This is a genomic window from Chloroflexota bacterium (genome assembly GCA_018648225.1).
Lineage (GTDB): Bacteria > Chloroflexota > Anaerolineae > Anaerolineales > UBA11858 > NIOZ-UU35.
Genome location: JABGRQ010000087.1, coordinates 1 through 25,941 on the forward strand (window position 1 = coordinate 1; position 25,941 = coordinate 25,941).

23 protein-coding genes are annotated in these 25,941 nt (G+C 51.4%); 16 read left to right on the forward strand and 7 right to left on the reverse strand.

The genetic code is table 11. The features are described 5' to 3' along the window. The first annotated feature begins 120 nt into the window (after positions 1 to 120). From ssb to HN413_07675, 12 genes are all read left to right on the forward strand, one after another. Positions 121 to 537, forward strand: coding sequence for a single-stranded DNA-binding protein (gene ssb, locus HN413_07620; protein MBT3390264.1), 417 nt, complete (start codon positions 121 to 123; stop codon positions 535 to 537). Positions 538 to 601: 64 nt separating this feature from the next. Continuing rightward, positions 602 to 916, forward strand: a complete 315-nt coding sequence (locus tag HN413_07625; GenBank protein ID MBT3390265.1) for a DUF3467 domain-containing protein — start codon at positions 602 to 604, stop codon at positions 914 to 916. Positions 917 to 936: 20 nt separating this feature from the next. After that, entirely contained in the window at positions 937 to 1,557 is a 621-nt protein-coding gene (locus HN413_07630; protein MBT3390266.1) for a haloacid dehalogenase, read from the forward strand. A gap of 3 nt (positions 1,558 to 1,560) precedes the next feature. Then, positions 1,561 to 1,797 carry a hypothetical protein gene (locus HN413_07635; protein ID MBT3390267.1) on the forward strand — a complete coding sequence of 79 codons (237 nt, stop codon included), beginning with the start codon at positions 1,561 to 1,563 and terminating at the stop codon, positions 1,795 to 1,797. A gap of 41 nt (positions 1,798 to 1,838) precedes the next feature. Beyond that, entirely contained in the window at positions 1,839 to 2,348 is a 510-nt protein-coding gene (gene cas4 / locus HN413_07640; protein ID MBT3390268.1) for a CRISPR-associated protein Cas4, read from the forward strand. A 54-nt stretch (positions 2,349 to 2,402) separates the two neighbouring features. Further along, a complete protein-coding gene (locus HN413_07645) occupies positions 2,403 to 3,275 on the forward strand; it encodes an NAD(+)/NADH kinase (GenBank protein ID MBT3390269.1) in 873 nt (290 codons plus the stop codon). After that, positions 3,272 to 3,817, forward strand: a complete 546-nt coding sequence (locus HN413_07650) for a hypothetical protein (protein MBT3390270.1) — start codon at positions 3,272 to 3,274, stop codon at positions 3,815 to 3,817. Before HN413_07645 ends, HN413_07650 begins: the two co-directional genes overlap by 4 nt. A 76-nt stretch (positions 3,818 to 3,893) precedes the next feature. After that, entirely contained in the window at positions 3,894 to 5,627 is a 1,734-nt protein-coding gene (recN, locus tag HN413_07655; GenBank protein ID MBT3390271.1) for a DNA repair protein RecN, read from the forward strand. A gap of 81 nt (positions 5,628 to 5,708) precedes the next feature. Then, on the forward strand, positions 5,709 to 8,588 hold the full coding sequence (locus HN413_07660) for a hypothetical protein (protein ID MBT3390272.1): 2,880 nt from the start codon (positions 5,709 to 5,711) through the stop codon (positions 8,586 to 8,588). Between the two features lie 29 nt (positions 8,589 to 8,617). Then, entirely contained in the window at positions 8,618 to 9,439 is an 822-nt protein-coding gene (locus tag HN413_07665; protein ID MBT3390273.1) for a phytoene/squalene synthase family protein, read from the forward strand. Beyond that, the gene (locus HN413_07670; protein MBT3390274.1) at positions 9,426 to 10,676 is read left to right on the forward strand and encodes a geranylgeranyl reductase family protein; all 1,251 of its coding nucleotides are present in this window, start codon (positions 9,426 to 9,428) and stop codon (positions 10,674 to 10,676) included. The genes HN413_07665 and HN413_07670 overlap by 14 nt, the downstream gene beginning before the upstream one ends. Before the next feature lie 29 nt (positions 10,677 to 10,705). Next, a complete protein-coding gene (locus HN413_07675) occupies positions 10,706 to 11,860 on the forward strand; it encodes a hypothetical protein (GenBank protein MBT3390275.1) in 1,155 nt (384 codons plus the stop codon). A gap of 100 nt (positions 11,861 to 11,960) precedes the next feature. Here the strand turns inward: HN413_07675 and HN413_07680 are convergent, their stop codons facing one another. The 6 genes from HN413_07680 to HN413_07705 form a co-directional block, all read right to left on the reverse strand. Then, on the reverse strand, positions 11,961 to 13,646 hold the full coding sequence (locus HN413_07680; GenBank protein ID MBT3390276.1) for a trypsin-like serine protease: 1,686 nt from the start codon (positions 13,644 to 13,646) through the stop codon (positions 11,961 to 11,963). 101 nt (positions 13,647 to 13,747) lie between these two features. After that, entirely contained in the window at positions 13,748 to 14,272 is a 525-nt protein-coding gene (locus tag HN413_07685; protein MBT3390277.1) for an NUDIX hydrolase, read from the reverse strand. Then, complete coding sequence (locus HN413_07690) at positions 14,269 to 15,039, reverse strand: hypothetical protein (protein ID MBT3390278.1); 771 nt, start codon at positions 15,037 to 15,039, stop codon at positions 14,269 to 14,271. The genes HN413_07685 and HN413_07690 overlap by 4 nt, the downstream gene beginning before the upstream one ends. Further along, positions 15,036 to 15,644, reverse strand: coding sequence for a sigma-70 family RNA polymerase sigma factor (locus HN413_07695; protein ID MBT3390279.1), 609 nt, complete (start codon positions 15,642 to 15,644; stop codon positions 15,036 to 15,038). The genes HN413_07690 and HN413_07695 overlap by 4 nt, the downstream gene beginning before the upstream one ends. 1 nt (position 15,645) lies before the next feature. Then, a complete protein-coding gene (locus tag HN413_07700) occupies positions 15,646 to 16,041 on the reverse strand; it encodes a DUF3054 domain-containing protein (protein ID MBT3390280.1) in 396 nt (131 codons plus the stop codon). A gap of 86 nt (positions 16,042 to 16,127) precedes the next feature. Next, complete coding sequence (locus tag HN413_07705; GenBank protein ID MBT3390281.1) at positions 16,128 to 19,457, reverse strand: FHA domain-containing protein; 3,330 nt, start codon at positions 19,455 to 19,457, stop codon at positions 16,128 to 16,130. A 198-nt stretch (positions 19,458 to 19,655) separates the two neighbouring features. Here HN413_07705 and HN413_07710 point away from each other — a divergent pair, with 198 nt between their 5' ends. The 4 genes from HN413_07710 (at position 19,656) to HN413_07725 (ending at position 23,479) form a co-directional block, all read left to right on the forward strand. Further along, entirely contained in the window at positions 19,656 to 20,141 is a 486-nt protein-coding gene (locus tag HN413_07710; GenBank protein ID MBT3390282.1) for a PaaI family thioesterase, read from the forward strand. 21 nt (positions 20,142 to 20,162) lie between these two features. Next, on the forward strand, positions 20,163 to 20,846 hold the full coding sequence (locus tag HN413_07715) for an HAD family hydrolase (protein ID MBT3390283.1): 684 nt from the start codon (positions 20,163 to 20,165) through the stop codon (positions 20,844 to 20,846). Between the two features lie 63 nt (positions 20,847 to 20,909). Then, positions 20,910 to 22,283 carry a hypothetical protein gene (locus HN413_07720; protein MBT3390284.1) on the forward strand — a complete coding sequence of 458 codons (1,374 nt, stop codon included), beginning with the start codon at positions 20,910 to 20,912 and terminating at the stop codon, positions 22,281 to 22,283. A 272-nt stretch (positions 22,284 to 22,555) separates the two neighbouring features. After that, entirely contained in the window at positions 22,556 to 23,479 is a 924-nt protein-coding gene (locus HN413_07725) for a hypothetical protein (protein ID MBT3390285.1), read from the forward strand. 118 nt (positions 23,480 to 23,597) lie between these two features. Here HN413_07725 and HN413_07730 read toward each other — a convergent pair whose 3' ends face one another. Next, the gene (locus HN413_07730) at positions 23,598 to 25,916 is read right to left on the reverse strand and encodes a tetratricopeptide repeat protein (GenBank protein ID MBT3390286.1); all 2,319 of its coding nucleotides are present in this window, start codon (positions 25,914 to 25,916) and stop codon (positions 23,598 to 23,600) included. Positions 25,917 to 25,941: the final 25 nt, after the last annotated feature.

Below are 25,941 nucleotides of genomic sequence, written 5' to 3' on the forward strand. Positions count from 1 at the left end.
CATCAATTTCGAGTACAATTGTTCTAATAGTCAGGTGAGAGTAATTTGGCACTGCACCGAGCGGCAAACGCCCGGAAACAAAAAGACAGGCCACTCACCCATATCGCAAAGGAGAAACTCATGTTCCAAAAAATCATTATCGTGGGCAATTTGGGCGGCGATCCCGAAATGCGCTACACCCCCAGTGGTCAGGCCGTGACCAATTTTTCCGTAGCCACAAATCGGAAATACACCGGTCAGGATGGACAGCGCGTCGACGAAACGGTTTGGTTCCGCGTATCGGCATGGGGTCGTCAGGCTGAAACCTGCAACCAGTATCTGAAACGCGGCAGCAAAGTGCTCATTGAGGGGCGCCTGACTGCTGACCGCCAAACCGGGGCGCCGCGCGTTTTCCAACGCAGTGACGGTTCTTATGGCGCATCTTTTGAAATTACAGCTCAATCGGTTCAGTTTATGTCAACCCGTGGAGAAGATGAAACCTTCCAATCGAGTGGGGTGTCAGCAGCGCCCGAAGCCGATGACGATATTCCATTCTAACGACCCAACGCTACCAGGGGCGTCTGCACAAGCAGATGCCCTTTTTCGAAACAGGAGTCTTTCCATGACAGTCAAATCTGAACAACCGGATAAGAGAATTCTCTCGCTAAAAATCGCCGAAAATGTAGAACCGGCTTATGTAAATTTAGCGCGCATCACGCACTCCCCCTCTGAAATCGTATTGGATTTTGCCCTGGTGGTGCCCGGCGGCCCACCGGCAGAGATTCAAACGCGTGTTTTAATGAGTCCCTTGAGTGCTAAACTTTTTCACAATGCTCTGGGCGAGAATCTAGCCAAATATGAGGCTAAATTCGGGCAGATCAACCTCCCCGGCGGAACTTCGCTGGCTGAGCATCTCTTTCGTCCGCCACAGAAATAGCCATGCACAATTTTGATTCCATCATCGAACAAGTTCACGAGTCTTTTGAAACACGCACCAAAGTGCGGGATGAAATGCTGAAACAAGCCCGTTTTCTGACGCGGCATTGCGCTAATGCCATCCGGGCTGTACACCGCATGGAACACGAAACCGCACAACAGCATATCGCTGAGGCGCGTGCACTAGCCACATCGCTTTCACAAAATCAAGATGAGCATCCTGATTTCTTCTATGCAGGCTATACACAAGATGCCCTCAAAGAGTATGCAGAAGCTCATCTCACCTATGCCTTTGTCAACCACCAACCTATTCCAACGCCCGAAGCGATCAACCTTCAGCCAGTAGCCTACTTAAAAGGTATGGCAGAAGCCGCGGGAGAATTGCGCCGACGCAGTCTGGATGTACTCCGCCAGGGCGATTCAGATGAAGCCATTTATCTATTGGACACGATGGATGAAATCTACACCGCGCTAGTGACGATGGATTACCCCGATGCGATCACCGGCGGGCTGCGCCGCATGACGGATATTCTGCGCAGTATCGTAGAGCGCACCCGCGGCGACCTGACCATGAGTCTGCGCCAGGAACGGCTCGAAGCGCGTTTGCGCGTCTTCGAGGAAAAACTGGCTGAACGAGAATAAATCATGCGAAAAATACGCGCTTCGGACATTAGTTCCTTTCTTTATTGTCAACGGGCCTGGTGGTACCGGCAGCAAGGTATCTCTTCTGAAAATGTGGAGCAACTTGCTGGAGGGCGCGATCTGCATGAACGTCACGGACGCGCTGTCCTCGCCAGCGGGATCATCCGTTCTCTGGCATATTTGTTATTGCTCGCCGGGTTGATTATGCTCGCAATCACCTTTACACTCAAGGCCATTTAACCGTCACTGGTATAGTTTTCCGGCCTCAATAAATTCTACCTATGTCTCTTCTTGCGATTCTTTTATTCATCTTTGGGTTGATATTGCTCTGGTGGGCAAATAGCCAGCGAAAAGTCAGCGGACTCCCTGGAGGGGAAGTCATCTACAGCGATACCCATAGCTGGGTTCCCGTTGAAGAAGCGCTCTATGATAACGCCCTGGGGCTGACTGGCCGGCCCGATTATTTAATTCAGCAAGGCAAGCAGATCATTCCTGTCGAAGTCAAATCTACCCGCGTGGCCGAAGCGCCTTATGATTCACATATCTTCCAATTGGCTGCGTACTGCTATCTGGTTGGGAAGCACTATCGCGTGCGTCCAGCCTATGGCGTTTTGCATTATCCTAACCGCACCTATCGCATTGATTACACCCCAGAGCTAGAAACCCAATTGATTGAACTGATTACTGAAATCCGCACCAAAGGCCATTTGCGTAAAATCAATCGCTCGCACCAATCCCCGCCGCGCTGCCAGCGTTGTGGCTATCGTTCAATGTGCGATCAAAGATTATAATCGGCTTCTCGGATACAGTTCACTGAATGCCAACTTACCGCTATAATTGACCTCATGAGCAGCCATACAGCACCTTTTCAACATATTGTCGTCGCCGCGCACCCGGATATTCCCACCGCATTTGAGGAAGCCGAGGAAATTTCATTATTTCTTCAAGCTCAAGGGCGGAGCGCCTGCCACGATTATCTGTATGATGAAAATTTACAGGCACAGGTCGCCGCTGGAGATGTTGATCTACTCATCGCTCTCGGCGGTGATGGCACCATGTTGCGCGCCGGGCGTTTGTGCGCCCCTTATGGCGTCCCTATTCTTGGTATTAATATGGGGAAATTCGGCTTCCTGATGGAAGTTAAACACCCCGAGTGGCAAAATATACTTTCCCAGGTATTGACAGGTGCATCCTGGCTGGAACGGCGTATGCTGCTCCGCGCTGAACAATGGCGCGGCAACGAAAATATTGCCCAATGGCAAGCGTTAAACGAAATCGTCGTCAGCCGGGGAGAAACCGTGCGCCCGGTACATCTGGATACCAGCGTTGATGAGCGGTTTTTAACCACCTACGTTGCCGATGGCCTGATTGCAGCCACATCCACCGGCTCCACTGCGTACGCGCTTGCGGCAGGCGGCCCGATTTTACCCCCGGAGTTGCGCAATATCCTCCTGGTTCCCGTCGCCCCACACCTTTCCATTGACCGGGCTATCGTCCTCGCTGAGGGATCAACCGTCGCAATTACTGTACATACCGATCATCAGGCAGTCATCAGCATTGATGGGCAAAAACCAATTCAACTGCAAGATGGCGACAGCATCCACGCCCGCGCCAGTGAACATAGTGTTCAATTTGTGCGCATTCAGGACCCTGGTTATTTCTACCGCAACCTGACTCCACACATGTACAATAATCCTGCCATCAAAAAAACACCATGACCGAAACTGCGACCGAAACTGCGCTTTACTGCGCTAACCACCCCAAGAAAGAAACCAGCCTGCGCTGCAATCGTTGCGAGAAGTTGATCTGCGGCAAGTGTGCCATACACACCCCCACCGGCTATCGCTGCCGAGATTGCATCCGCGGCCATCAAAAAATATTCGAGACCGCGCTCTGGTACGACTATCTCAGCGGATTCATCCTCACAGGCTTGCTATCCTTTCTGGGTAGCTGGATCATCCCCAATTTGGGATTTTTCGTCATCTTCCTGGCGCCACTGGCCGGAGCAGGAATCGCCGAAGCTGTGCGCCTTGTCACCCAGAAGCGTCGCTCGAAATATCTCTTCCGCACAATTACCGCCGCCGCCCTTTTGGGAAGCCTCCCAATTGCACTTTTTGAACTCGTATTGATACTCATCGCAATCCCTGAATACGGGCTGGATTTGAGCCTCTTATACAGCTTGATCTGGCAAGGCGCGTACGCCATTATGATTACCAGTACAATCTACTATCGGGTTAGCGGCCTGGTTTTTAATCGTTAAATCATCACCACGGAGACGGAAAGTGCTTTTTCGTGTCTTTGTGGTGAAATAGGCTATAAAACGCAAGTTATATATTATGCTAACAGAACTTCACATCGAAAATTTCGCCATTATCGACCAGCTACAACTGCGCTTTCAGGCCGGGCTGATCACCTTTACTGGAGAAACCGGCGCGGGCAAATCGATCATCATGGATGCGCTGAACACACTCCTGGGCAGCCGCGCCGACAGTTCGTTCATCCGCAGCGGCGCCGAAGGGGCACTGGTCGAAGCCACCTTTAAGATTCCCGAACGCACTCGTAGCAGCATTCACGCCACGTTGGACCGCGAAGCGCTGCTCGACCATCCCGATTTCGTCACCCTGGGGCGCGAAATCCGCCGCGACAGCCGCAATGTCGTGCGCATCAATGGACGCATGAGCAATGTAAGTGTGTTGCGCGAATTGGGCGAACAACTTGTGGATATTCATGGGCAGTCGGAACACCTTTCGTTGTTGCGCGTGCGCGAACACTTGCACCTGCTCGACCGCTATATCGATTTGCAGGCCGTCTTTGACCACTACAAAACCACCTATCGCGAGCTGACCAAAATCCGCCAGGAACTCAAAGAGTTGCAACAAAACGAGCGCCAGGCTGCGCAACGCGCCGATATGCTCACCTACCAGATCGACGAAATCGAAACTGCCAAACTTAAATCGGGCGAAGAAACTGACCTCATCGAAGAACGCAACCGCCTGGCAAATGCCGAAAAACTCTCCGCGCAAGGGCAAAAAGCCTTATTACTGCTTGATGAGAGCACCCCTGAAGACCCCTCCATCAGCGACCGTTTCGGGGAAGCCCTGCAAGCATTGGCTGCCCTGGCCCAGGCCGATGCCTCTCAAAGTACGCTTCACGAACAGGCCAGCGGCATCTTCGAAGAACTCACCGACCTCAGCCACACTCTGCGCGACTACCTGGAAAATATCGAATTTAATCCCCGCCGCCTCGATCAAGTTGAAGACCGACTCGATATGATCAACGCGCTCAAACGCAAATACGGCGACAGCATTGCAGAGATTATCGCCTTTGGTAAAAACGCGCAAATGGAGCTGGATGCCATCACCCATGCCAGCGAACGCATCAGCGAATTGCAGAGCGAAGAAACTGCCCAATTGACTGAACTTGGCAAACGCGCCGCGGCTTTATCTGAAAAACGCCATGCTGCAGCAGATTTATTGCAAAGTTCGATTGAAGGCGAATTGGTCGATCTGCGCATGTCTGGGGCGCGCTTCGCCGTGGATTTTCAGGTTGATCCGGACCCCAATGGCATTCCAATGCCCGATGGCAAGCGTGTGGTCTTCACCCCCGATGGACATGAGCGCGTCGAATTCCTGATCGAAACCAACCCCGGTGAGGGACTGAAACCCCTGGCAAAAGTAGCCTCCGGTGGTGAAACCTCGCGCTTGATGCTGGCGATGAAGAACGTCCTCGCACGCGCCGACCACATCCCCACCCTAATTTTCGACGAAATTGATCAGGGCATTGGCGGGCGCGTCGGCATGATTGTGGGCGAAAAACTCTGGCTGTTGGCCCAGGAGCATCAGGTTTTATGTATTACGCACCTGCCACAACTGGCTGCATTTGGTCATCAGCACTTTCGCGTACAGAAACATCTTGAAGAAGGTCGCACCACCACGCAGGCTGAAGCCATCGACGGGGACAAGCGCCTGCAAGAACTTGCCCAAATGCTTGGCGAAGTCAGCGAGAGTACCCTCCGCTCGGCATTCGAGATTTTGCAAATCGCGCAGCAAAAACAGGTAATAAGGGATTAGGTAATTGGGTATTCAGGGGGCGGGGGCACCTAACCCTCAAGTCCTAATCACCTGCATTCATTTCTGTTGTACAATGTTCCCATGTCGAACATCCCAGGGATATTACGCTCACGTCATCGCCGCAATAAAAAATACGATAACACGCCCCTGCGCCGCACCGGTTTAGGTGTTGCGATTCTGGTCAGTATGGCGATCGCGCTATTCGCCATTCTCGGCACGGCGCTTTACGCTTCGCTAACTCGCGACCTGCCCCCACTGGCAACCCTGCCTCTGTTGCTGGAACCCCCCAACGGCTTGCTCTTGCAGCCTACCCGTTTTTATGATCGCAGCGGCGAACACATCTTGCTCGAGATGGACAACCCCGCGCTCTCAGCGCGAAACTACACCCCCATCGACAAATTCCCCGAAGAACTCATCACAGCTACGCTTGCCACCCGCGACCCTGATTTCTGGCAACATCCTGGCTTCACCGTGCTGGACCCGCGTATCAAAGCAGAAAAAACCATCACCCAACAACTCGTTTCTGACTTATTGCTCTGGGACGAACCCGACAGCGTCTGGCGGGGCGCGCGCGAACGCCTGCTAGCTTCCCAAATCACCGCCAACTTTGGACGCACCAAAATACTCGAGTGGTATCTCAACAGCGCCTATTATGGCAATCGCATCTACGGCGCGGCTGCGGCCGCCGAAGTATACCTGGGCAAAGAGATCGCCGAACTCGAACTCAGCGATGCCGCCATCCTGGCCGCGATCGCGCAATCACCCAGCCTCAACCCCTTTAATGCACCCGATACGATTCTCGAAGCCGGGCATACGGTACTCGAAACCATGCAGGTACAGGGTTATCTCTCCGCGGCAGAAGTGACCGAGGCACAAACCATTTCGCCGCGATTTCAAACTGCACCGGCGCAAAAAACGCAACTCGCCCCGGCGTTCGTCAATCTGGTTTGGGAACAACTCACCCCCAACATCCCCGCGCAACGTCTGGAACGCGGTGGCTTTAATATCATCACCACCATCGATTACGACTTGCAGCAACAGGCCGTTTGCGCAACACAGAATCATTTACAGCAGCTGGCTGGCGCAGTTATCGCCACCGAAAATTGCGCCGCAGCCCGCCTGTTGCCTGCGCTGGCTTTGGAAAACACCTTCCCTGCCGGAGCGCTGGATGCCAATATCGTTGCGCTCGATCCGCTCACGGGGCAGGTGCTTGCGATGGTCGGTGAAACCACCCCCGGGCGCGACCCCGCCCACCTCCCCGGCCACGCGCCTGGCTCACTGCTAACGCCCTTTGTCTATCTCACTGCGTTCACGCGCGGCTTCACTCCCGCCAGTCTGCTGTGGGATATTCCTACCGTCTTCGGAAGCGAAATCAACCAGCTCGTCCAACCCGATAACGCCTATCAGGGGCCGGTGCGCCTGCGCCTGGCAATGGTCAACGACTATCTCACCCCCGCTCTGGCAACCATGAATCAGATCGGCGCCGAAAATGTATGGCGCACAATCGGTCAATTTGGAATTTCGGCTCAATTTGAAACCAGCGCCAACAACCTGCCCGAATGCCCGGGCTGCGCGTATCTGCTGGGCGAAGGCGAAGTAACCCTGCTCGAAATGACGCAAGCCTACGGTATCTTGGCGCACGAGGGCAATTTTGCGGGGCAGATTCAACCCGGCGATGACGGCCCTGAACTTTCCGCGCTCACTTTCACGCAGGTGACCGATACGCACGGGCAAATCTGGTTCAGCAATTCGCAGGCCGATACCCAGCCAGTGACCGGCGCGCAACTGGCCTACCTGATAAACCACATGCTCAGCGATGAAGCCGCGCGCTGGCCGAGCCTGGGGCATCCCAATTCGCTGGAAATCGGGCGACCCACGGCAACAAAAATGGGGATGACGGCGCAAGGAACCGATAGCTGGACCGTTGGCTATACACCACAATTGGTGGTGGGCGTCTGGTTGGGAACGGATGCAGCGGACTCCCCCCATGGTGGCGCGCCAACCCCGCAGATGAGCGCGGCTCTGTGGCGCGCCATCATGCAATATGCTACCCGCGACCTTCCCAGTGAAAGCTGGCAAGCGCCCCTGGGAATCAACACCCTGACGGTCTGCGACCCTTCGGGGATGCTGCCCACCGCGGAGTGTCCCAGCCTGGTTAGCGAAGTTTTTCTCAGCGGGCACGAACCCACCCAGGCCGACACCCTTTTTCGCGTCTACGAAGTCAATCGCGAAACCGGACGGCTGGCAACGGTGTTCACTCCCCCGGAGCTTATCGAAGCGCGTGTTTATATGCTGGTGCCGCCTGAGGCCAACAGTTGGGCCGCTCAAAGCGCAATCCTTGCCCCGCCCAGCGCTTATGATGTCATCCACATGCCTGACCCATCAACAGAGGCAGAAATTATTGCGCCGCAAATTTTCACCACCATCACCGGCAATGTGGAAATTCAGGGCAGCGCAACTGGAACAGATTTCACATCCTATCGTTTACAGGTTGGGCAGGGACTCAACCCCCAAAGCTGGCTGGCGATCACTGATGATATCACCACTCCGGTTCGCAACCAGTGGCTCGGCAGTTGGGATACCCGCGATTTAAACGGGCTATACGCCATCCAGCTAATCGTCCTGCGCAGCGGACAACGCGTGGATACGCACACCATCCAGGTTACGGTGGATAATTTACCGCCCGATGCGGCGATTATCTACCCTGAAGAAGGGCAGGTTTTCGAGTATCAGCCTGCCACGCCCATCACCTTCCAGGTACAGGCCAGCGATAATTTGGGCTTGCTGCAAATTGAATATCTGCTTGATGATCAGGCGCTCGATATACAAATTCAACCCCCCTTCGCACTACCCTGGCTCCCCCGGATTGGCGAACACACTCTGACCATCCGGGCCATTGATCTTGCCGGGAATGAATACAACCAAAGTGTTGCATTCAGCGTGCAGCGCTCCGGCGAATAAAATACTTTTACCCGTAAAGGAATCACGCAATGGCAAGCTATTCTGAAGCTATGCAAATGCTCGAACTCACCAGTCGCACGTTTTATCTACCCATTGTTAAATTACCCGCCGGGCTGCGTGATGCTGTCGCCGCGGGGTATCTTTGTTTGCGAGCAATTGATGAGATTGAAGACCATGCCACGCTGGATGGGCAGGTTAAGGCTGTACTGCTGCATGGCATTAGCCGTATCTTGCAGGCGCAAACATCGGTCGAAAGATTTGCCCATGCCGAGTTTGCCCAACTCTTCAGTGAATACCGCGACGAACTGCCCGAAGTCACACTGCGGATTGGCGAATGGGCCTGTTATGCGCCCACATTCATCGCCCCGCGCGTATGGGAAGCAACTGCCACCATGTCTGACCGCATGGCACAGTGGGCAGTGGATAACTGGCGGGTAGATAATCAATCGGACCTGGACCGCTACACCTATGGTGTGGCTGGCGCGGTTGGCCTGCTGCTGTGTGATATTTGGGCCTGGTTTGAAAAGGTACAAATCCACCGCACGCACGCCATCCAGTTTGGGCGCGGGCTGCAAACGGTGAATATTCTCCGCAACCGGGTTGATGACCTGGCCCGCGGCGTCGATTATTTTCCCGATGGCTGGAGTTTTGAGCAGATGTTTACCTATGCGCGCGAAAACCTGGATGGGTTCAGTAGCTACGCTAAAACATTGCCGCTCACAACTTTCATGCACTTCGTTGAGATTCCGCGCTCCCTTGCGTATGCCACCCTTGAAGCGTTAGAACGCGGCGAGGAAAAACTCTCGCGCCAGGCAGTACTCAATATTGTGGGCGCGTTTGAGCAAGGTTAGTGATTTGGCGGCTACCCTATCATCTCCAAAACACGACATCGCCATCATCGGCGCGGGTCCGGGCGGATCTTCCGCGGCTTATTTTTTGACAAAACAGGGCTATAATGTATTATTGCTCGATAAAGCTGAATTCCCACGGCATAAAACTTGCGGCGACGGACTTACTCCGCGCGCGCTGGATATACTCAGCGAAATGGGTCTTCTGGAGGATGTCCACCGGGAGGGTTTCCGGATTGATGGCATCCATCTCTTTGCACCGCGGCAGCAACACCTGCACATGCCCATCCCCCAAAAGGAGAACCTGCCCAATTATTTGGTGACCATCCCGCGGTTTAAACTGGATCAACTCATTTTTGAGCGAGCCATCCAGGCCGGGGCAATCTTCAAGGGGAAGACCAATATCCACAATATCGAGAAAACCGCCCGTGGAATTCTCATCTCAGGCAAGCATAATCAACAAAATATCGAAATTGAAGCCCGGATGGGGATTATCGCGACCGGCGCAAATTTAAAACTGCTCAAAAATACAAGAATTATCAAAAGACAGCCCACGATGATTATGGCGGCGCGCCAGTATCTGGATGGCGTCAGCGGGTTGAGCCGAAATGTGGCCGCCTATTTCGACGGGATTCCCTTACCGGGCTATGGCTGGGTATTTCCCATCTCGGATACTATGGCCAATATTGGCGTTGGCTACTGGCCGCACGGGATTGCTCGCCACTGGAAACCGAAAAACGCCAATCAGGTTTTCAATGATTTCATTGCGCAAGAAACAGTGCGCGAAATGTTGAAGAACGCGATTGCCCTGGAGCCGGTAAAAGGCTTCCCGATCCGGATGGATTTCCCCACCGCGGCAACATTTGGGCAGGGTTGCCTGCTCGTTGGCGAAGCTGCCGGATTAGTTAACCCCCTCACCGGAGAGGGAATTGACTTTGCCCTGGAAAGCGGGAGGCTGGCCGCCGAGCATATTCAAGGTATGTTCAGGCGTGGCGATTTCTCGTCGGATGATTTTGTGGCTTATAATGCCTTATTGCGCCGTCATTTTCAACGCCTTTTTGTGATGTTGGCGCGCATTCGCAAGCTCTATATCAACCCCTTGTTGATTTCTCGTTTTATTGAGTCGGCTCAGAATATTCCTGATTTACAATTGATGTTAGCCAACATTATCTTGGGCCATGAAGATGCCGCCGCCGGAGTTGCGCCAAAAACGATCCGGCAGGTGCTATTGGGCAAATAAGAACTGGTTTTACTTTTTAGGAGAAAAAGATGAATACTTTCCTACGCCCCAAGCGAATATATCCCCTGCTATTTTTCGCGTTACCCGTTCTCTTTGTCCTAGCGGTTGGCCTGGCCTGCAATACACCGACAACAGAAAGCAGCAACCAAACCCAGGTAGCGATCAATGTGCAAGCGACGCAATTTGCGCAAAATCAAACCCTGACGGCTCAAGCCGAAGATGACCAGGCGGCAGCAGACGAAGTCGATGAGGAACAGTCGGCGCGTCAAGTTCAAGAAACGCAAACTGCCCAAAATGCAACGCAAATGGCATTGGATGTGCAGGCAACGGTGAATGCACAGCCCTCGAACACGCCGCAACCCACAAACACCCTTTCACCCACAAATACACCACAAACGGTAGATACTCAAGACACGCAAAATCAACCGCCACAACAACCGCCGACGGGCGCACAACCAACGATCAATCAGGCTGATTTTGAAGCCTGGATGCGGACTGCCAATATTTTGCTTTTTGAAGATATGGCAATTTTCGGGTTTGTTCAACCTGCGTTGGACGCAATGAGCATGAGCTATGTGGATGTGAACGATGCAATGGGGCATTTTAAGACTCAGTTACTTTCGGGTGGTCCTGGAGGCCAGGGGTGGGATTTGATTATCTCAGCCAAGGAGGCCAGAGAAAATATCTCGGGGGAATTCTATGTTTATCTCAACGATTCGTTGAATGCCGGTAGTTCGATCATCATTGAAGAGTGGGATATTGATGATATTGCATCTGGAAAGATTGCCGTAATATTAGGACGGTGCGGGGTGAAATTCCAACAAGACTGGATCAATGTGCCCGTTGACAAACAACTACTCTTCCCGATCAACGGCGAACATCCCATTCATCACTTCCCCAACGAGGGGATTGCCCTGACCAACCCGTCGAATTTTTGGGTATGGGATATCTTTGACCTGGGCGATCTAATGAAATTGCAACCCGGAAGTGACGCCCAATTATTGTGGGGGGCGCGTTCAGCCATCAAGGATAGCTACGCAACGGCGGTAGTCTGCGTTGATGGACGGCTGATTATTCAAACGTATGGCAGTCACAGCTATGGGCAAAATCGAGTGATTATGATGTGGCAGAATTATATCTATAACGCGCTGCAAGCCCGCTATGTGTACCTGCAATCGCATTAACACCCCCACATAGGTGTAATAACAACCATCAAAGTAGAGAGCGTCAGCAAAAGAAAACTGGCGCTCTCTTTAAAACCACAGAGGGGACACAAACACTGAACTATGGGAGTGTATTCACGACATCAAAAGTTTCGCTAATGCGATCTTCGATTGTGCCATCCGAATCGCCCCAATCTTCACCCAACTGAATTTGAAGCAATACCAGATAGGCAAATTTATCGGCAATCGGGCGCGCACCCAAAACAATGACATCCGCATCAATCCCGCAATCCCAAACATCAAAGCGGCCTTCAAACTTCGGGTCTTCGTAAGAATAACGTCCGGTTTTCTCACACGAATCTACATACCAAGTATATCCTGCATCATCCAGTATCTGGACATAACCGCCAATTTTGCCCCAATCAGCCGAAGCAGAAAAGTTTACGCCCGGCGCGTTCCAGTAGGAATTGAAATCATCAAGGCTTGGTGCAGCAACAATACGCGCAGCCTGAAACGGAATATCACCCGAAGATGTACCCCAGTTGGCTTCCCATATGCCTCCATTAATTTCGCTCCACCAGGAAGGAATTTCGATATACAGAATATCCAGGTCGTCTACCACAGCCATGAAATCGCCAGAAACATTACTTGTATTACCGCTGGAAGTGGAACCCGATGATGTGCCACTCGATGTTCCGCTAGAACCCGTAGAAGTAACGGTTAAGGCGCTGCCATTAAGCTGGCCTGCCAGAGTTTCATCGGTACCATAACGATAAACTTCAATATCCATTACATCGCTGGCATTATGCGTGCGAATAATATCGCAATAATCTGCCATGACCGCATTTGCACCAACAGGATGACCTTCCAAACCCATAACGATATCGCCACCTGTAATGCCAGCGCGATCTGCCGGTGAACCTGAGGCAACCGATGAAACCCAAATACCTGAAATGGTGCCATCGTCCGAGACAATTGCCTGACCATTGATACCAAGAGAATCTACGTCGCGGCCAGCTTTCAATTCATCGATAATGGGAACCGCTTTCTCGCGGCCAATCGCAAAGTATTGATTCACATCAGCTGCAGCCGCGTAATTCACACCAACAATTTTGCCATCGCCGGTAACTAACGGGCCACCAGAGTTGCCCGGATTAATCGTGGCATCGTGCATAATAACGGAATCAACCGATGCCCAGTCTGATTCGCCGCTGGTATTCTCTTTAGAGACAATACCTTTGGTCAAGGTATATTCCGTTTCGCCGAGGGGGAAGCCTACGGAATAGACTTCAAGCCCAACAGCGATCGGATCGGAATACCACTCCAAATAAGGGAAACCATCGCCATCAATGTCAATCACGGCCAAGTCAGAACATTCGGAAACAGCTACGACGCGGGCATTATACGATTTCGTGGTGTCGCCACCAATCCATACTTTTAGTAACGCTGCACCGGTAACTACGTGGTTATTGGTTACAGCCAGACCAGACGGATCGATAATGAAACCAGACCCGCGACCCGCGCCAACATACGCGCCCTCAAAATCAACAAAAGTACCTTCTGCCTGAATTTGAATCGCGGCGTTACGCACGTCAGTCAGGCTGGAAATCGCGCCCGACGCAACAGCTTGGGCCGGTTGGGCGGGTTCTACTGGTTGGGCCGGTTCAACTGCTTTGGTTTGCACAGGTTCCGCTGGCGCTTGTACAGGAGCTTCTGTCGGGGCAGGGCTAGGAGTGCTGCAAGCCAGCGTAACCAACAAAAATAATGCGCCAATCAGCATCAGTGGTTTGATAAACGGGTATTTCATTTCATCCTCCTTGATTAGAACAACGGTAAGGTTACGTGTAGGTAAAGAACTTCCATAAGTTTTGAAATTCTATCACAAATGCATAACGACAAAATACAGTCCTATGGAGCTATTTGGGTAGTTTTTGCCGCCAAAGACACCCAAAGCGCGATGAGTTTTCGCGTAGCTTCAAAAGCCAACGGCGGTAAATCATCGCGAGCAAAAAACTCGGCCTGGTCAGCATCATCGCTAGCCTGCAAATGGCCTGAAACCACAGCAGCACGGTATGCAATCACCATATCGGCGCCACGGGCATGTTCTTGACCAGGAATCACATCGAGCAAAGCTGTTACGCTCACAACCAGGCCGGTCTCTTCCAGGCATTCGCGTTCAGCGGCGCGCGCCACGTCTTCACCGGCATCGACAAATCCAGCAGGCAGTGTCCATAAGCCGCGTTGGGGTTGATGCACGCGCCGCACCAGCAAGACCTTGCCATCCTGCTCAACCAAAACAGCCGCGGCGACTTTCGGGTCGGGAAAGAAAATCCAATTGCAGGCCGGGCACACCGGGCGCAAACGCCCGCGTCGATGGGCCTCGCCCAACGCAGTGCCACAACGTAGGCAAAATTTTACATCCACAGGGTTCATCGCCGCGACCGCCAGCGCAAATACAGCGCCACCACGCCAGTGGTCAGCGCCAGGGATGCCAAAATGATTTCAAGAAGCGCGAAACCGCTCAGATGTGTAGCAACTGTGCGGGGGATTTCAGAATCCGCGGCGAGCGAGTCGGGGATAACCTGTGCGGGGGCAGGTGTAGCTGTGGGGATAGCTGTCATCATCGGGGCGGATTCTTCTTCAGCCATGACTCCTGCGGGGGTGGTCGTCGCCAATAAAGCAGGTTCTGCTTCCGCGGCGGATTCAGCTTCCACAGACTCCGGCAGCGCTTCGCCTGTATTCTCCGCGACAGCCATATCGGCCGCGGCTTCTTCTGCGGGTGCAGCAGGGGCTTCAGCCATCATTTCGACTTCTTCGGCAGCTTTCTGAGCGGCAGGTGCGGCCAGTTCTTGCGCCGGAGCCATCGCCATGCGGCTGGATACGAAGAAATTCCCCAAAAATACGATAATGAAAAGTAAACTCGAAAGCACGGAGGCCAGCCTGAAAGTAGGATAAAGTCGTGCCGCGCGCGGCGAACGTAAAGCAACCATCTGCGGCGTGAGGGTGAAATTGCGCGGGGCGCGCATTTGCGGCAGGCTGTGCAGCGCGCCACGCAGCGCGGTTAAATCATCCAGGGCAGATTGAAGTGCCGGGTTTTGTTTCAGGCGAGCCGCGAGAAGGTCGCGCTCTTTTTCAGCAAGCTGCCCATCCAGGTAAGCGGATAAGCGTTCCCAATCGCGGCGAGAAATTTGGTCGGTCATAATGCGGCCTCCTCTCTCAGACGATGGGCGTGCGGCAGAAGTTCCCGAAATTTTTGGAGGCAATTTTGCATACGCTGGCGAGCACGCGCCAAACGGCTTTTGATCGTACCGAGCGGCTTTTCAATAACTGTGGCCGCTTCGCTATAGTCGAGGCCCTGAATATCGATCAGCACAATTGCCATGCGAAAATTGATAGGCAACTCGTTGAGGCAGCGCTGAATGGCAGCAGCTAACTCGCCGCGCTGCAGGGAAGTTTCCGGCGAATCGCCAGGATCAATCAGCCATTGGGGCGAATCGAAAATCTCGCCGTCATTGGTTTCGGGTTCCAGGGGTGTTGTGGGGCGGCGTTTTTGGCGGCGTAGTTCGTCGTAGCAAGCATTGGTGACAATGCGCAGCAGCCATGCGGTAAATGATCCGCCGCGGTAGGTATGAAGTTTGCGATAGGCCGAAATAAAGGCTTCCTGAGCAGCATCTTCAGCCGCACTGCGCTCGCCCATCACGCGGTAGGCCTGATTGTAGACGCGGTCTTGATAAGCCAAAACCAGTTGATTGAAAGCTTCTAAATCGCCCTTTTGAGCGGCCTGGATGAGTGCAGATTCATTCACGTTATAGTTTTCCTCGCCAAACCAACATCCAATACACAACTCGCCAGAACAAAATTCCCAGCGCGCTGAAGCCGCCCAAAACTACAACGAAAAGTGGCGCGATGCCGCGCCCAAGCCAAAATGCCCGGATGAGGGCGGCCATGGGACTGACGATAATCATGGCATAAAATGGACGCCATAATTGACGAAAGTTTTTCATCCGTTCGAGATCGTAAACACCCAAAAGGGGTGCGATCATCAACCAGGCCACCAATACCGGGACAAATGTCGTTAACATATACAAGCCAGCCGTATCCAGCGTGTCATGGCTAGCAAAGCCCCATAACGTTATGATAATCGCGATGATTACGTCACCGCTTATCAAAATCCATTGTTGTTGAGTCAATTTTTTTTGCATAATCTTTCAACTTTATTTAGAACAAAATCAGGGTTCTTTGGCAACGGCCGTGAGAAAACCCACGGTGATTCCCAAAAATCTAAAATCTATACAACATCCTTACGCTTTTGGAAGACGAGCATAATACCCATCAGCACCAGCATAATCACCGCGAGCACCATCCAGCGAGAGAAAATAGAACCTTCAAAGACATAGCCATAATCATCGTATATGGTACCAAGCAAAGACTCGGCGCTGTTGATCGCTTTCTCGCGGCTCTTGACCCAATCGGCGCGCTCATCGCCATAATCTTGCATGGCATCGGTGTACTCATCGGCCTGTTCCTGTCGCAGATCGGCGTATTCATCACCTTGGGCATCCATCTGATCGGCATATACCTGACCCTGATCCTGACTATCGAGGCGATATTGTTCAAATTGATCCATAGCCGCATCCTGCTGTTCTTTGCCCTGAGTACGCGAATCATCCATATAGGCTTCCATATTGCGCGGATCGGCGGGCGTGGGGTATGGCGTCGGGGAGGGTAACGGTGTAGGGGTAAACATCGGAGTCAGCGAAGGCAGCGCGGTGGGGTATAGATACGCAGTAGGCTGCGGAGGCTCTGCCGGTTCGAGCATCGCCAGTTTCTCCCTGGCAACATCATCATAGAAATCAGGCGATAAAATGCCCGGAAAATCCGCACAATCGGTAAAAATACTCTCGCCCATACAGGAGCAATTGGCCTTTACCTCATCCGGCAAATGCTGGCGATCGCTCTTTGGAAACCCGGTTAAGCAGGGGTCCTCCATAAGCTTATCGCCCATGTGCGAAGCCTGGATAAAGCCCTCCCAAACCCAGCGCGAGGACATCACCACACTGATCGGCCTCCCACCGGGGATGACATCAATGGGCAAAAGCGCGCCCGCAAAAAGAAATTGCGGAACAAGAATCGTGATTAACAAGAGCATGGCCGAATTTTGGTTCGGGGCAATCGCCGAAATTGCCAGGCCAATCAGGTAGCCTGATAAACTCCCCAAAAACAGGGTGATAAAGAAAGCCACATAATCCAAAGTGCTTGGGATCAGCGGTTTTACAAACGCTATTCGAAAGGCCATCAGCACGGCGGCCTGATAGATCGCCAACACCACGCCTACCCAAGCCTTCGACATCAGGTAAGGGAATATCTTCAAATTGACAGCCCGTTCGCGCTTGTAAATATCGGCTTCTTTAACAATTTCGCGCACACTGCTCAAGGATCCGGCCAAGATAGCCACAATCGCCAGCATATACCATTGTGAGATCACCAATTCTACATCGCCGGTAACAGGATTAAACAGATCATTACCCCAGATGAAATCCATCAGGCCCAGTATTGGCGCCAATGCCAGCATCATAATCAGTGAAATCTTGTCCTGTAGGATGATCTTCAAATTGCGCGCTGAGAGGATGGTAAACTGGCGCATCCCTGAAATTCGACGCTTGTTGGAAGGTGGACGCTGAGCCTCAGCTGCAACCTGAGAAACTGCGAGCGAACGGGCACCGGTATCCCAGCCCATTGCCTGGGCATAAATCGATGAGCCAAGATAACGTTCGCGCCATTCTTCGGGCTTGCCACGCGCATCATCGTTCAGGATGCGGTAAATATCATCGAATTCCATATCTTTTTCGCGGCGCTCGCGCTCGTTACGATATTTGTCAAAATACTCGAGCGCGTCTTCGGGAGCACCATAGAAAGCCAGATTTCCACCACGGGCCAAGAAAACCGCTTTATCGCAGAGCATCACGTTTTTGGTGGCATGGGTAATTAAAATCACCGTGCGCCCCTGATCGGCCAGACGGCGCATCAACTTCATCATGTCATATTCGGTGCCAGGGTCCAGCCCGCTGGTCGGTTCATCCAAAAAGAACAAGCGCGGCTTGGTCAGCAATTCCACACCAATCGAAACGCGTTTCAACTGCCCGCCTGAGAGCCGCGCAATGGGAATATCGCGGCGCTCGGTGAGATCGAGCACATCCAGCACTTCGCGCACCGTGGCCTGACGCTCCGCCGGGCTGGTATCCGGCGGCATGCGCAATTTCGCCACAAAATCCAGCGCCATCTCCGGGGTCAGTTCCTGATGCACAATATCTTTCTGCGGCACATAGCCAATATCGTTGCGGAAAAGATCGTAATGGGCATACAGATCGATTCCGTTCACGGTTACGCTGCCGTGGCTGGCAGGCCAATATCCGCTGATGGCGTTCATAAAGGTAGTTTTGCCCGCGCCGCTCATCCCCACCAGCGCCACAAATTCGTTCGGCTCGATGTTGAGATTAATATCTTTGAGTAGATTCAACGAGGGGGTAACTTGCTGATTAATATTGCGCACCTCGATGCGGATGCCCTGCTCAACTTGCCCCTGGAGTTGCTGGCCGGAAAGAACGAAAACATACGGCCCGATGCGAATCTGGTCCCAATCTTTCAGGTAGGCTTCGCGATCGATGCGCTCTTCATTAACATAAATTCCATTACTGCTGCGCAAGTCTTTGATACTAAACCGCTTCCCCATGCGCTCGATCACGGCGTGATAGCGGCTCACCAGGGGATGATTGAGCACCACCTGATTATCCACCGCCCGCCCTACCGTAACCTTTTCATGCGCAGACAAATTCATCGTGCGCACGGCAGTCGGCGCAGCAGAAAGATCAACATCCAACGCGGTATGCGAAGCGCCACTTCCAGCCAGCGCGCCAATTTGACCAGGCATCATCATCGTTCCACTGGCCGAAGGCGCAAAACCGCCCGGCTGTTCTATCTGTTCAAGATACAATGTAAACTGACCAATTGTGATAAATTGCCCCGCCTGAACAGGATACTTCCGTTGGGGTGTCAGCATAACACCCCCCACTTGCGTGCCATTGGTGGAGCCTAAATCTGTCAACCCGAGTTCATTCCCAACAACGCTGATGCGAGCATGTTGGCGCGAGGCTTCGTCATCGTTCAGCACAAGATCACTCTCTGCGCCACGCCCCAGAATCATATCACCGGTTCTCAGAAGGTGTGTTTGCCATTCTCCATTCCCATATCGGTAACGCAGCTGAAATGGCGAGTTTTCTTCAGACATACCACCAGCCACATAAGTTGCCGCGCCGCCGCTCAACGCCAACCCCAACTCAAAACCCCCGATTGTTAAAACCTGGCCTGCAGAAAGCTGTACGGGCGTACGCGCCGCAATGGGCTGGCCGTTGAGCAGGGTGCCATTGCTGGAACCTAAATCTGTCACCGTCCATTGCGTGCCCATACGCTCCAGGCGAACATGATGCCGCGAGACTTCACGATGTTCCAGTTGAAAATCGCAATCTTCGCCGCGTCCAATCAGGATCGTTTCGCTCGTAAAAATATTTTCTTGCCAATCCTGATCTCCCAGGCGATAACGCACAACCAAGCTTGTATCCATGAACACGCCTCCGTAAATATTCGGGAATATCAACAACTTCAATATAACAAACTTACCCCTCCCCCGCAATAGTTCTCCGGGCCATACTTGCTGACACTATCAAAGACGATTACAATCAAAGATAAATGACGAAAAAGTATGGCTCTTTGGGAATGTCTCGCCAGTTCCGAATGAACCAAACAAATACCAGGAGTTACTATGCCGTCAAAAGCTATCCAGGATCACTACCCTGAACAATGGAGCCACTGTTACGGATGTGGCAGCCTCAACGAACACGGCCACCCGATCAAGAGCTATTGGGATGAAAAAGTTGGCGAAGCTTACGCGACTTTTCAGCCGCAACCCTACCATACCGCCATCCCCGGTTATGTTTACGGCGGGCTCATTGCATCACTGATCGACTGCCACGGCACCGGATCTGCCGCAGCGGCAGCCTACCGCGCAGCCGGACGCGCTATGGATGATAACGGGAAGCCGCTGCGCTTTGTTACCGCGTCCTTGCATGTAGATTATTTAAAACCTACCCCCCTCGGCCCTCCCCTGGAACTGCGCGGCCAGATCAAAGCAGTCAAAGGGCGCAAAGTGATCGTCAGCATCACCCTGGCCGCCAACGGCACAATCACCGCCCGCGGCGAAGTTGTGGCCGTACAAGTTCCTGAACACTGGACCCCCATTGACGGTTAGTCCGTCTGAAAGGCATTCTCCATGACCCTCGATCTTTCCCGAATTCGCGCCTTGTGCTTCGATGTTGACGGCACCCTCAGCGACACCGATGACCAATTTGTACACAAAGTTGCCAAAAACTTACAACCCCTGAAATTTCTTTTCCCCAACAACGACCCGCTTTCCTTTGCACGGCGCTTTGTAATGACTGTTGAAAGCCCGGGGAATTTTCTCTTTGGGATTCCCGATCAATTGGGTTTCGACTCGGTCCTGGCAAAAATGGGCGACACGCTCTACTCTCTGGGGTTGGGCAAAGACCCTAAACCCTTTCTACTCATCCAGGGAGTCCAGCAAATGCTCGCTCAATTGGGGGAGGTATATCCCCTGGCCGTAGTCAGCGCCCGCGGGGAGCGCAGCACGGGCTGGTTCCTCGATCAATTTGAATTGCGAGATCATTTCCGCTGCATCGCCACCGCGCAAACCTGCCGCTACACCAAACCCCACCCCGACCCGATCGAATGGGCTGCTGAGCAAATCGGCGTAGCTCCGCATGAATGCCTGATGATCGGCGATACCACTGTGGATATTCTGGCCGCGAAAGCTGCCGGAGCGCAATCTGTAGGCGTGTTATGCGGCTTCGGCGAAAAAGATGAACTCCTTGAAGCAGGCGCAGATCTCATCTTGGAACAAACCGCTGAACTCGTTGGGAAATTGATCGCTCAATAATATTCCCAAGGAGAAACCCCAGTACTATTGTCCATCACATAGCGAATTTGTATAATCTGCTATGTGATTAAACGAGTATTTTTGCTTCCACTCAGCATCCTAATATTTACTTTTCTATCATCTGCGTGTACTGCGACTTCACAGGCACCTACTAAACCCAATTATACTCACCACGAACTTGCTCCACATTTTATAAGTCTATATGAAGCGTTAGGGGGTAACGATGTATTTGGCATCCCGATCTCACCGCCATTTTTTGATGGGGAAATTACCTATCAGTACACAGCTGCCGGTCTGTTTTCCTTTGACCCCACAGCCCCACTAATCGATCAAGTAAGGCTAGAACCTATTGGGAATGAACTGGATACTGTATTTTCACTCTCAACTAGCGTTTCCCCTTCTGAAATATTATCTGTTTATCCGGGTTTTGAAACTTTTTATCAGAGATTAGGTGGAGAAAGTATCGTAGGAAGACCAATCACCGCGATTCAACATAATGATAACCAGGGACGAATAGAACAACACTTCGAAAATCTGGGGATCTACCAATTAGATTCAGACCCTCAAGATAAAATTCAATTGCTTCATTATGGCGAATGGTTGTGCTCTGAAGTATGCGAGTTCACTTCACCCAATGACAGTATCGTCACAAATATATCTACCGTAGAACAACCTTTCAGCGATGCAATACTACAATTTACTCCGCAGTTATTAGGCCGCCCGCTCTCAAACCCATATGTCACATCCACTCAACAGCTTGAACAGATTTTCTTCAATGTAATTCTAACTGCACCCCTTGATGATCCAAAAACAGTCCGATTACTTCCGATTACAGAAGCGCTTGGAATTTCCGCCAACCTCAACATGGAAATTCAGATTGCTGAAGAATTAAGTTCTTATCTGATGAATCACGGCGGTACGGCAATTGCCGGAAACCCGATTACGCCATTTGTAGCGCTAAGCCCATCAATTTTTCGGCAGTGCTTTTCCAACTTGTGCCTTGAATATTTGCCAAACGCTGTTGGAGATCAACAAATACGGCCAACTCCTTTGGGCTATCTTTATCGTCAGTACATTTTGACAAATGAAATTATTCCTGGGGTAAATAAGCCGAAATCAAATCAGCAATCTATATTAATTTGGGAAGAATCTCCATTTGTTGCACCCAACCAACCACAAACCATTGGTGTAAATATTCTTGAAAATGGGGAGCCAGCACCAGGAGCAAAGCCTGTTTTAATCCTCAATTTACCTGGTGATATTCACATCACATATCATTTTTCAGACACTGATGATAAAGGTAGCGCTTCGCTCACGCTAAACCCGATTGATGCTCCGCTTGGAAGAGTGATTGGCTACCAGGTATGCACCACAAATCAAGGTGAAATAAGCACCAATTGTAAAAGTGAGAGTTTTATCATTTGGAGTAGTCCCTAACGTTACTCATCATTGCTGTAGATTATCCATATCCCTGCCCAAAAGCCTCTTTGAGAACTGCCGCGAGAAACCCCACGTTTAGGGATGTAGGGAACTACCACAGGGATTCCCAGAAACCCGCCCAAAAATCTGAATTAATATCAAATTTATTTGTTATAATGCATTGCGTGTAACTGCATACTGTTTGTAGTTCAAAAACTACTTTTAATATGGCTAAAAAAACCTTGGTCTCCAAAAATAGTGCTGTTTTTTTACTTGTCATTGTTTTTTCAATGATTGGTACGATTACTTACGCTCAAACTACCAATTCAAGTCGCTATTTTCCTGAAACCGGGCATTGGGTCAGCGGGGACTTTTTAATCAAATATGATAGTACTGCCAACGGACAAGAAATTTACGGTAATCCAATTACCAGCGCATTTACCGATATGGATAGCAATCGGCTCGTGCAATATTTTGAGAAGGTACGCTTTGAACTTCACCCCGAAGCCGTAAGTGATTTGCGCGTAGAAATAACCCCCCTGGGCAGTTTCTTATATACATCTGGCGAGGGGGAAGTAGTCACGATCCCTGAAAATTCATCATCCTGCCAGTTTTATCCCGAAAGCGGGTTTTCAGTTTGTCACGCATTTCTTGAATATTTCCAGGAAAATGGCGGGGTCAGTCAATTCGGGTATCCAATTTCGGGGGTTGAAATCCATGGCGGCTGGACCACGCAATATTTCCAGCGCGCCCGCTTCGAGCTACATCCTGAACTTCCTGTCGGTGAGCGAGTTGTGCTCACCAATTTAGGCACGCGGTATTTCTACTCCCACGGCGAGAATCCAATCTACTTGCAACCGCAATTAGTAGTAGTAGATGATACGATCCTTAAACAACCCGCTACAGCACTACGAGTGCATGCTTTTGTTAGCCGCCCTATACTGCCACAATATGAAACCGAGCAAAAACTATATGTGGTCGTCTACGATCAAAATTTCAAACCCGTTGAGGGTGTTTTTGTATCTTTCACTATTCTTCAGACCGGTCAAGATGATGAAGATATTTCTGGCAGAATGCAAAATACCAATCAGGATGGCGTGAGTGTGGGAATAATGGATTTGCCACTGCTGGCACCGGGAACCATTGAAGTTAAGATCTACGCCGTGCTCAATACAATTGGCCAACAAACGATCACATCGTTCCAGGTGTGGTAGTAAATAAGTAAGGGTTTCGCCGCGCCACAAGAAATTACCCAGAGAAAGTTCATAATCTTCAAAGCTTTGGTTAAAAAAAGAAGGCCACAGCAAAATTGCTGCGGCCTTCTTTTTGCATTTACAACGCGGCCAGTAATTTTTGGTATTTTTCCTTTTCTGGAGGGTCTAGTTTGATCAGTTTGCTGATCATTTCAGCCGCTCCGGCCTTATCACCGGCATCCAATAGCAGTTCGCCAGCCGTATCATAGTGCTGAATGGACAATTCGGTTTGATGCGATATTTGGTATTGCGCCGCCAAACGGTAATGCAACATGGCATGAGCAGGTTGTTCTTCCAAAACATGATTCAGGAAAGTAATCACATCATCGGCGTGTTCGGTGTTCGACATCGTTTCAATATATCGATCAATGGACACCAGCGCCTGTTCCGATTCTTGAAGTTTGAATAATAAGCTTACCAGGCCATAATATGCTTTACCGTCATCTGGGTGCAATTCACAGATCTGTTTGTACAGTTGAACAGCCTGACGCCAATTTAAACTCTGGGTTTCAAGATCAGCAATGCGATGCCAGATACGCACCCGCCACTGATCGGGATTGGAAGATTGTGTTGCGAGATGTAAGGCTTCAGCGTAAGCTTTTCGGGTCTCATTGATTTCGGCCAAACTATAACGTACATCGGCCAGATTCAAGTACTCTATAATCGCATCATCATGTTGCCCCCAGGCAACGAGATGCTCGATCAATTGCACCCGCGAACCTACATCCATCGGCAACATTTCGACAACTCGCCGTAACATGGCAATCGTACGCTGTGATTCGCCACGCACACTATATGCACGCGCAACCACCATAAATTTTTGCGCCGCTTCGGCTAATAAATCTCTGGAAAGCAATAAATCACCCAATACAACGTGCAACGGCAAATAGGTTGGCGCTTGCTCAAGCGCAAATAAAACTTCTTCTAACGCCGCACCAATATGTCCGGCGCGGGCCATACTGCGCACTGTGCTCATAGCAACCACCACATTACTGGAACTCGACTCCAGCAACATTTCTGCCAGGGGAATGGGCGGAGCGCTGCTATCCTGTTCACCGATTTGGCGGCGTGCGCTATTCAAATGCTCACGCCAATTTGGACGCACCAATAGTTCAGCTACATTTTCACATAGCTTTTTCTGGCGTTGTTCATCCTTTTCGCTGGCGAAAATCTCAACAATGGGTTCATAAAGCTCGTGGAGTTCATCGGCCTGTGCCGGAGCAACAACTTCCGCATCTGCATAGCGCAAGGCTTCTAGGTAGCGCATAGCAGCCCGTTTATATTTTTCGCGTTCATACCATATTCCACCCAAAATCAAGCGCGCACCTAACGAATAATCAATATTCGATACGGTTCTTTCCAAATAGCGCACGGCGCTCTCATGACGCCCCGTTTTGGCTAACATACTCCCTAAACCAAAAAAGGCTGCCGGCGCATCCAACCCCGCTGAAATCGCCCCCTTCAACTCTTCAATTGCCTGTTCCGTATCACCCTGAGATTGTAAATTAACCACCTGACCAAGATGCAGCATAATTTTAGACTGATCGGCATTGTTCGAGAAAAGCGGCCCGGTACCCTTCATGATCGCTTGCAATCCTTGCCGCTCAACTGGAGATGGGGCATCTTTTTTAGCCTGCTCAAAGAATAAACGCGCCAAATCGCTTAACGCCGTCTGGCGGGCTTCTTCGATGGGATCATCACTTTTTCGAATCGTATCAACTGGGGCGGACTCTTCGGCCCTGATCGGGGTGGGGAGTTTCCCAAAGAGGCCTGTTCCCCCCTTAGGGCGCGCCGGTTTAGGGAGCATAGTGCCCGCCCGTAACAACTCCAATGCCTGCTGTACCTCTTTACTCGCTGGATCCAGCTTCAAGGCACGATTTGCCGCGTCAAAGGCTTTTTCTCGCTGACCGGCATGTTGCAACAAACTGGCAACATGCAAAAACTCGCGGATAGCTTGCGGTTTTCGCCCCAATCGCTCATAAACCAACGCCAGGCGGGAATGAGCCTGCAAATTCTGGGGGAATAATGCCACCGCGCGCGACCAGTTCTCGATGGCTTTTTCAGGGTTTTTCTCTTTCAGGTATAACTCGGCCCCTCTCTCTGATAGCCGAGAAGCTTTTTCCAATTGCCCCAGACTTTCATACAGTGTCGCTGCTTTCTCCAAGGGCACTGGATCATCCTGCGCAATTTCGGCTGCCCGCAAGTAATATTTTAGCGCTTTGTCGTATTCCGACATATTCAGAAAGGCCAAAGCTAGATTCATTAGCGCTTTTGGATCTTCGTGTCTAGAATCCAACGCCTGGCTATAGAATGAAGCTGCGCGCTCCCATTCCTGATCCCAGGCTGCTGAGTGCCCTAAATTCATAGCTTGTTTATAGCGTTGATCGTCTGCGCTCATAAAATTCTCATTATTTGACTGCACA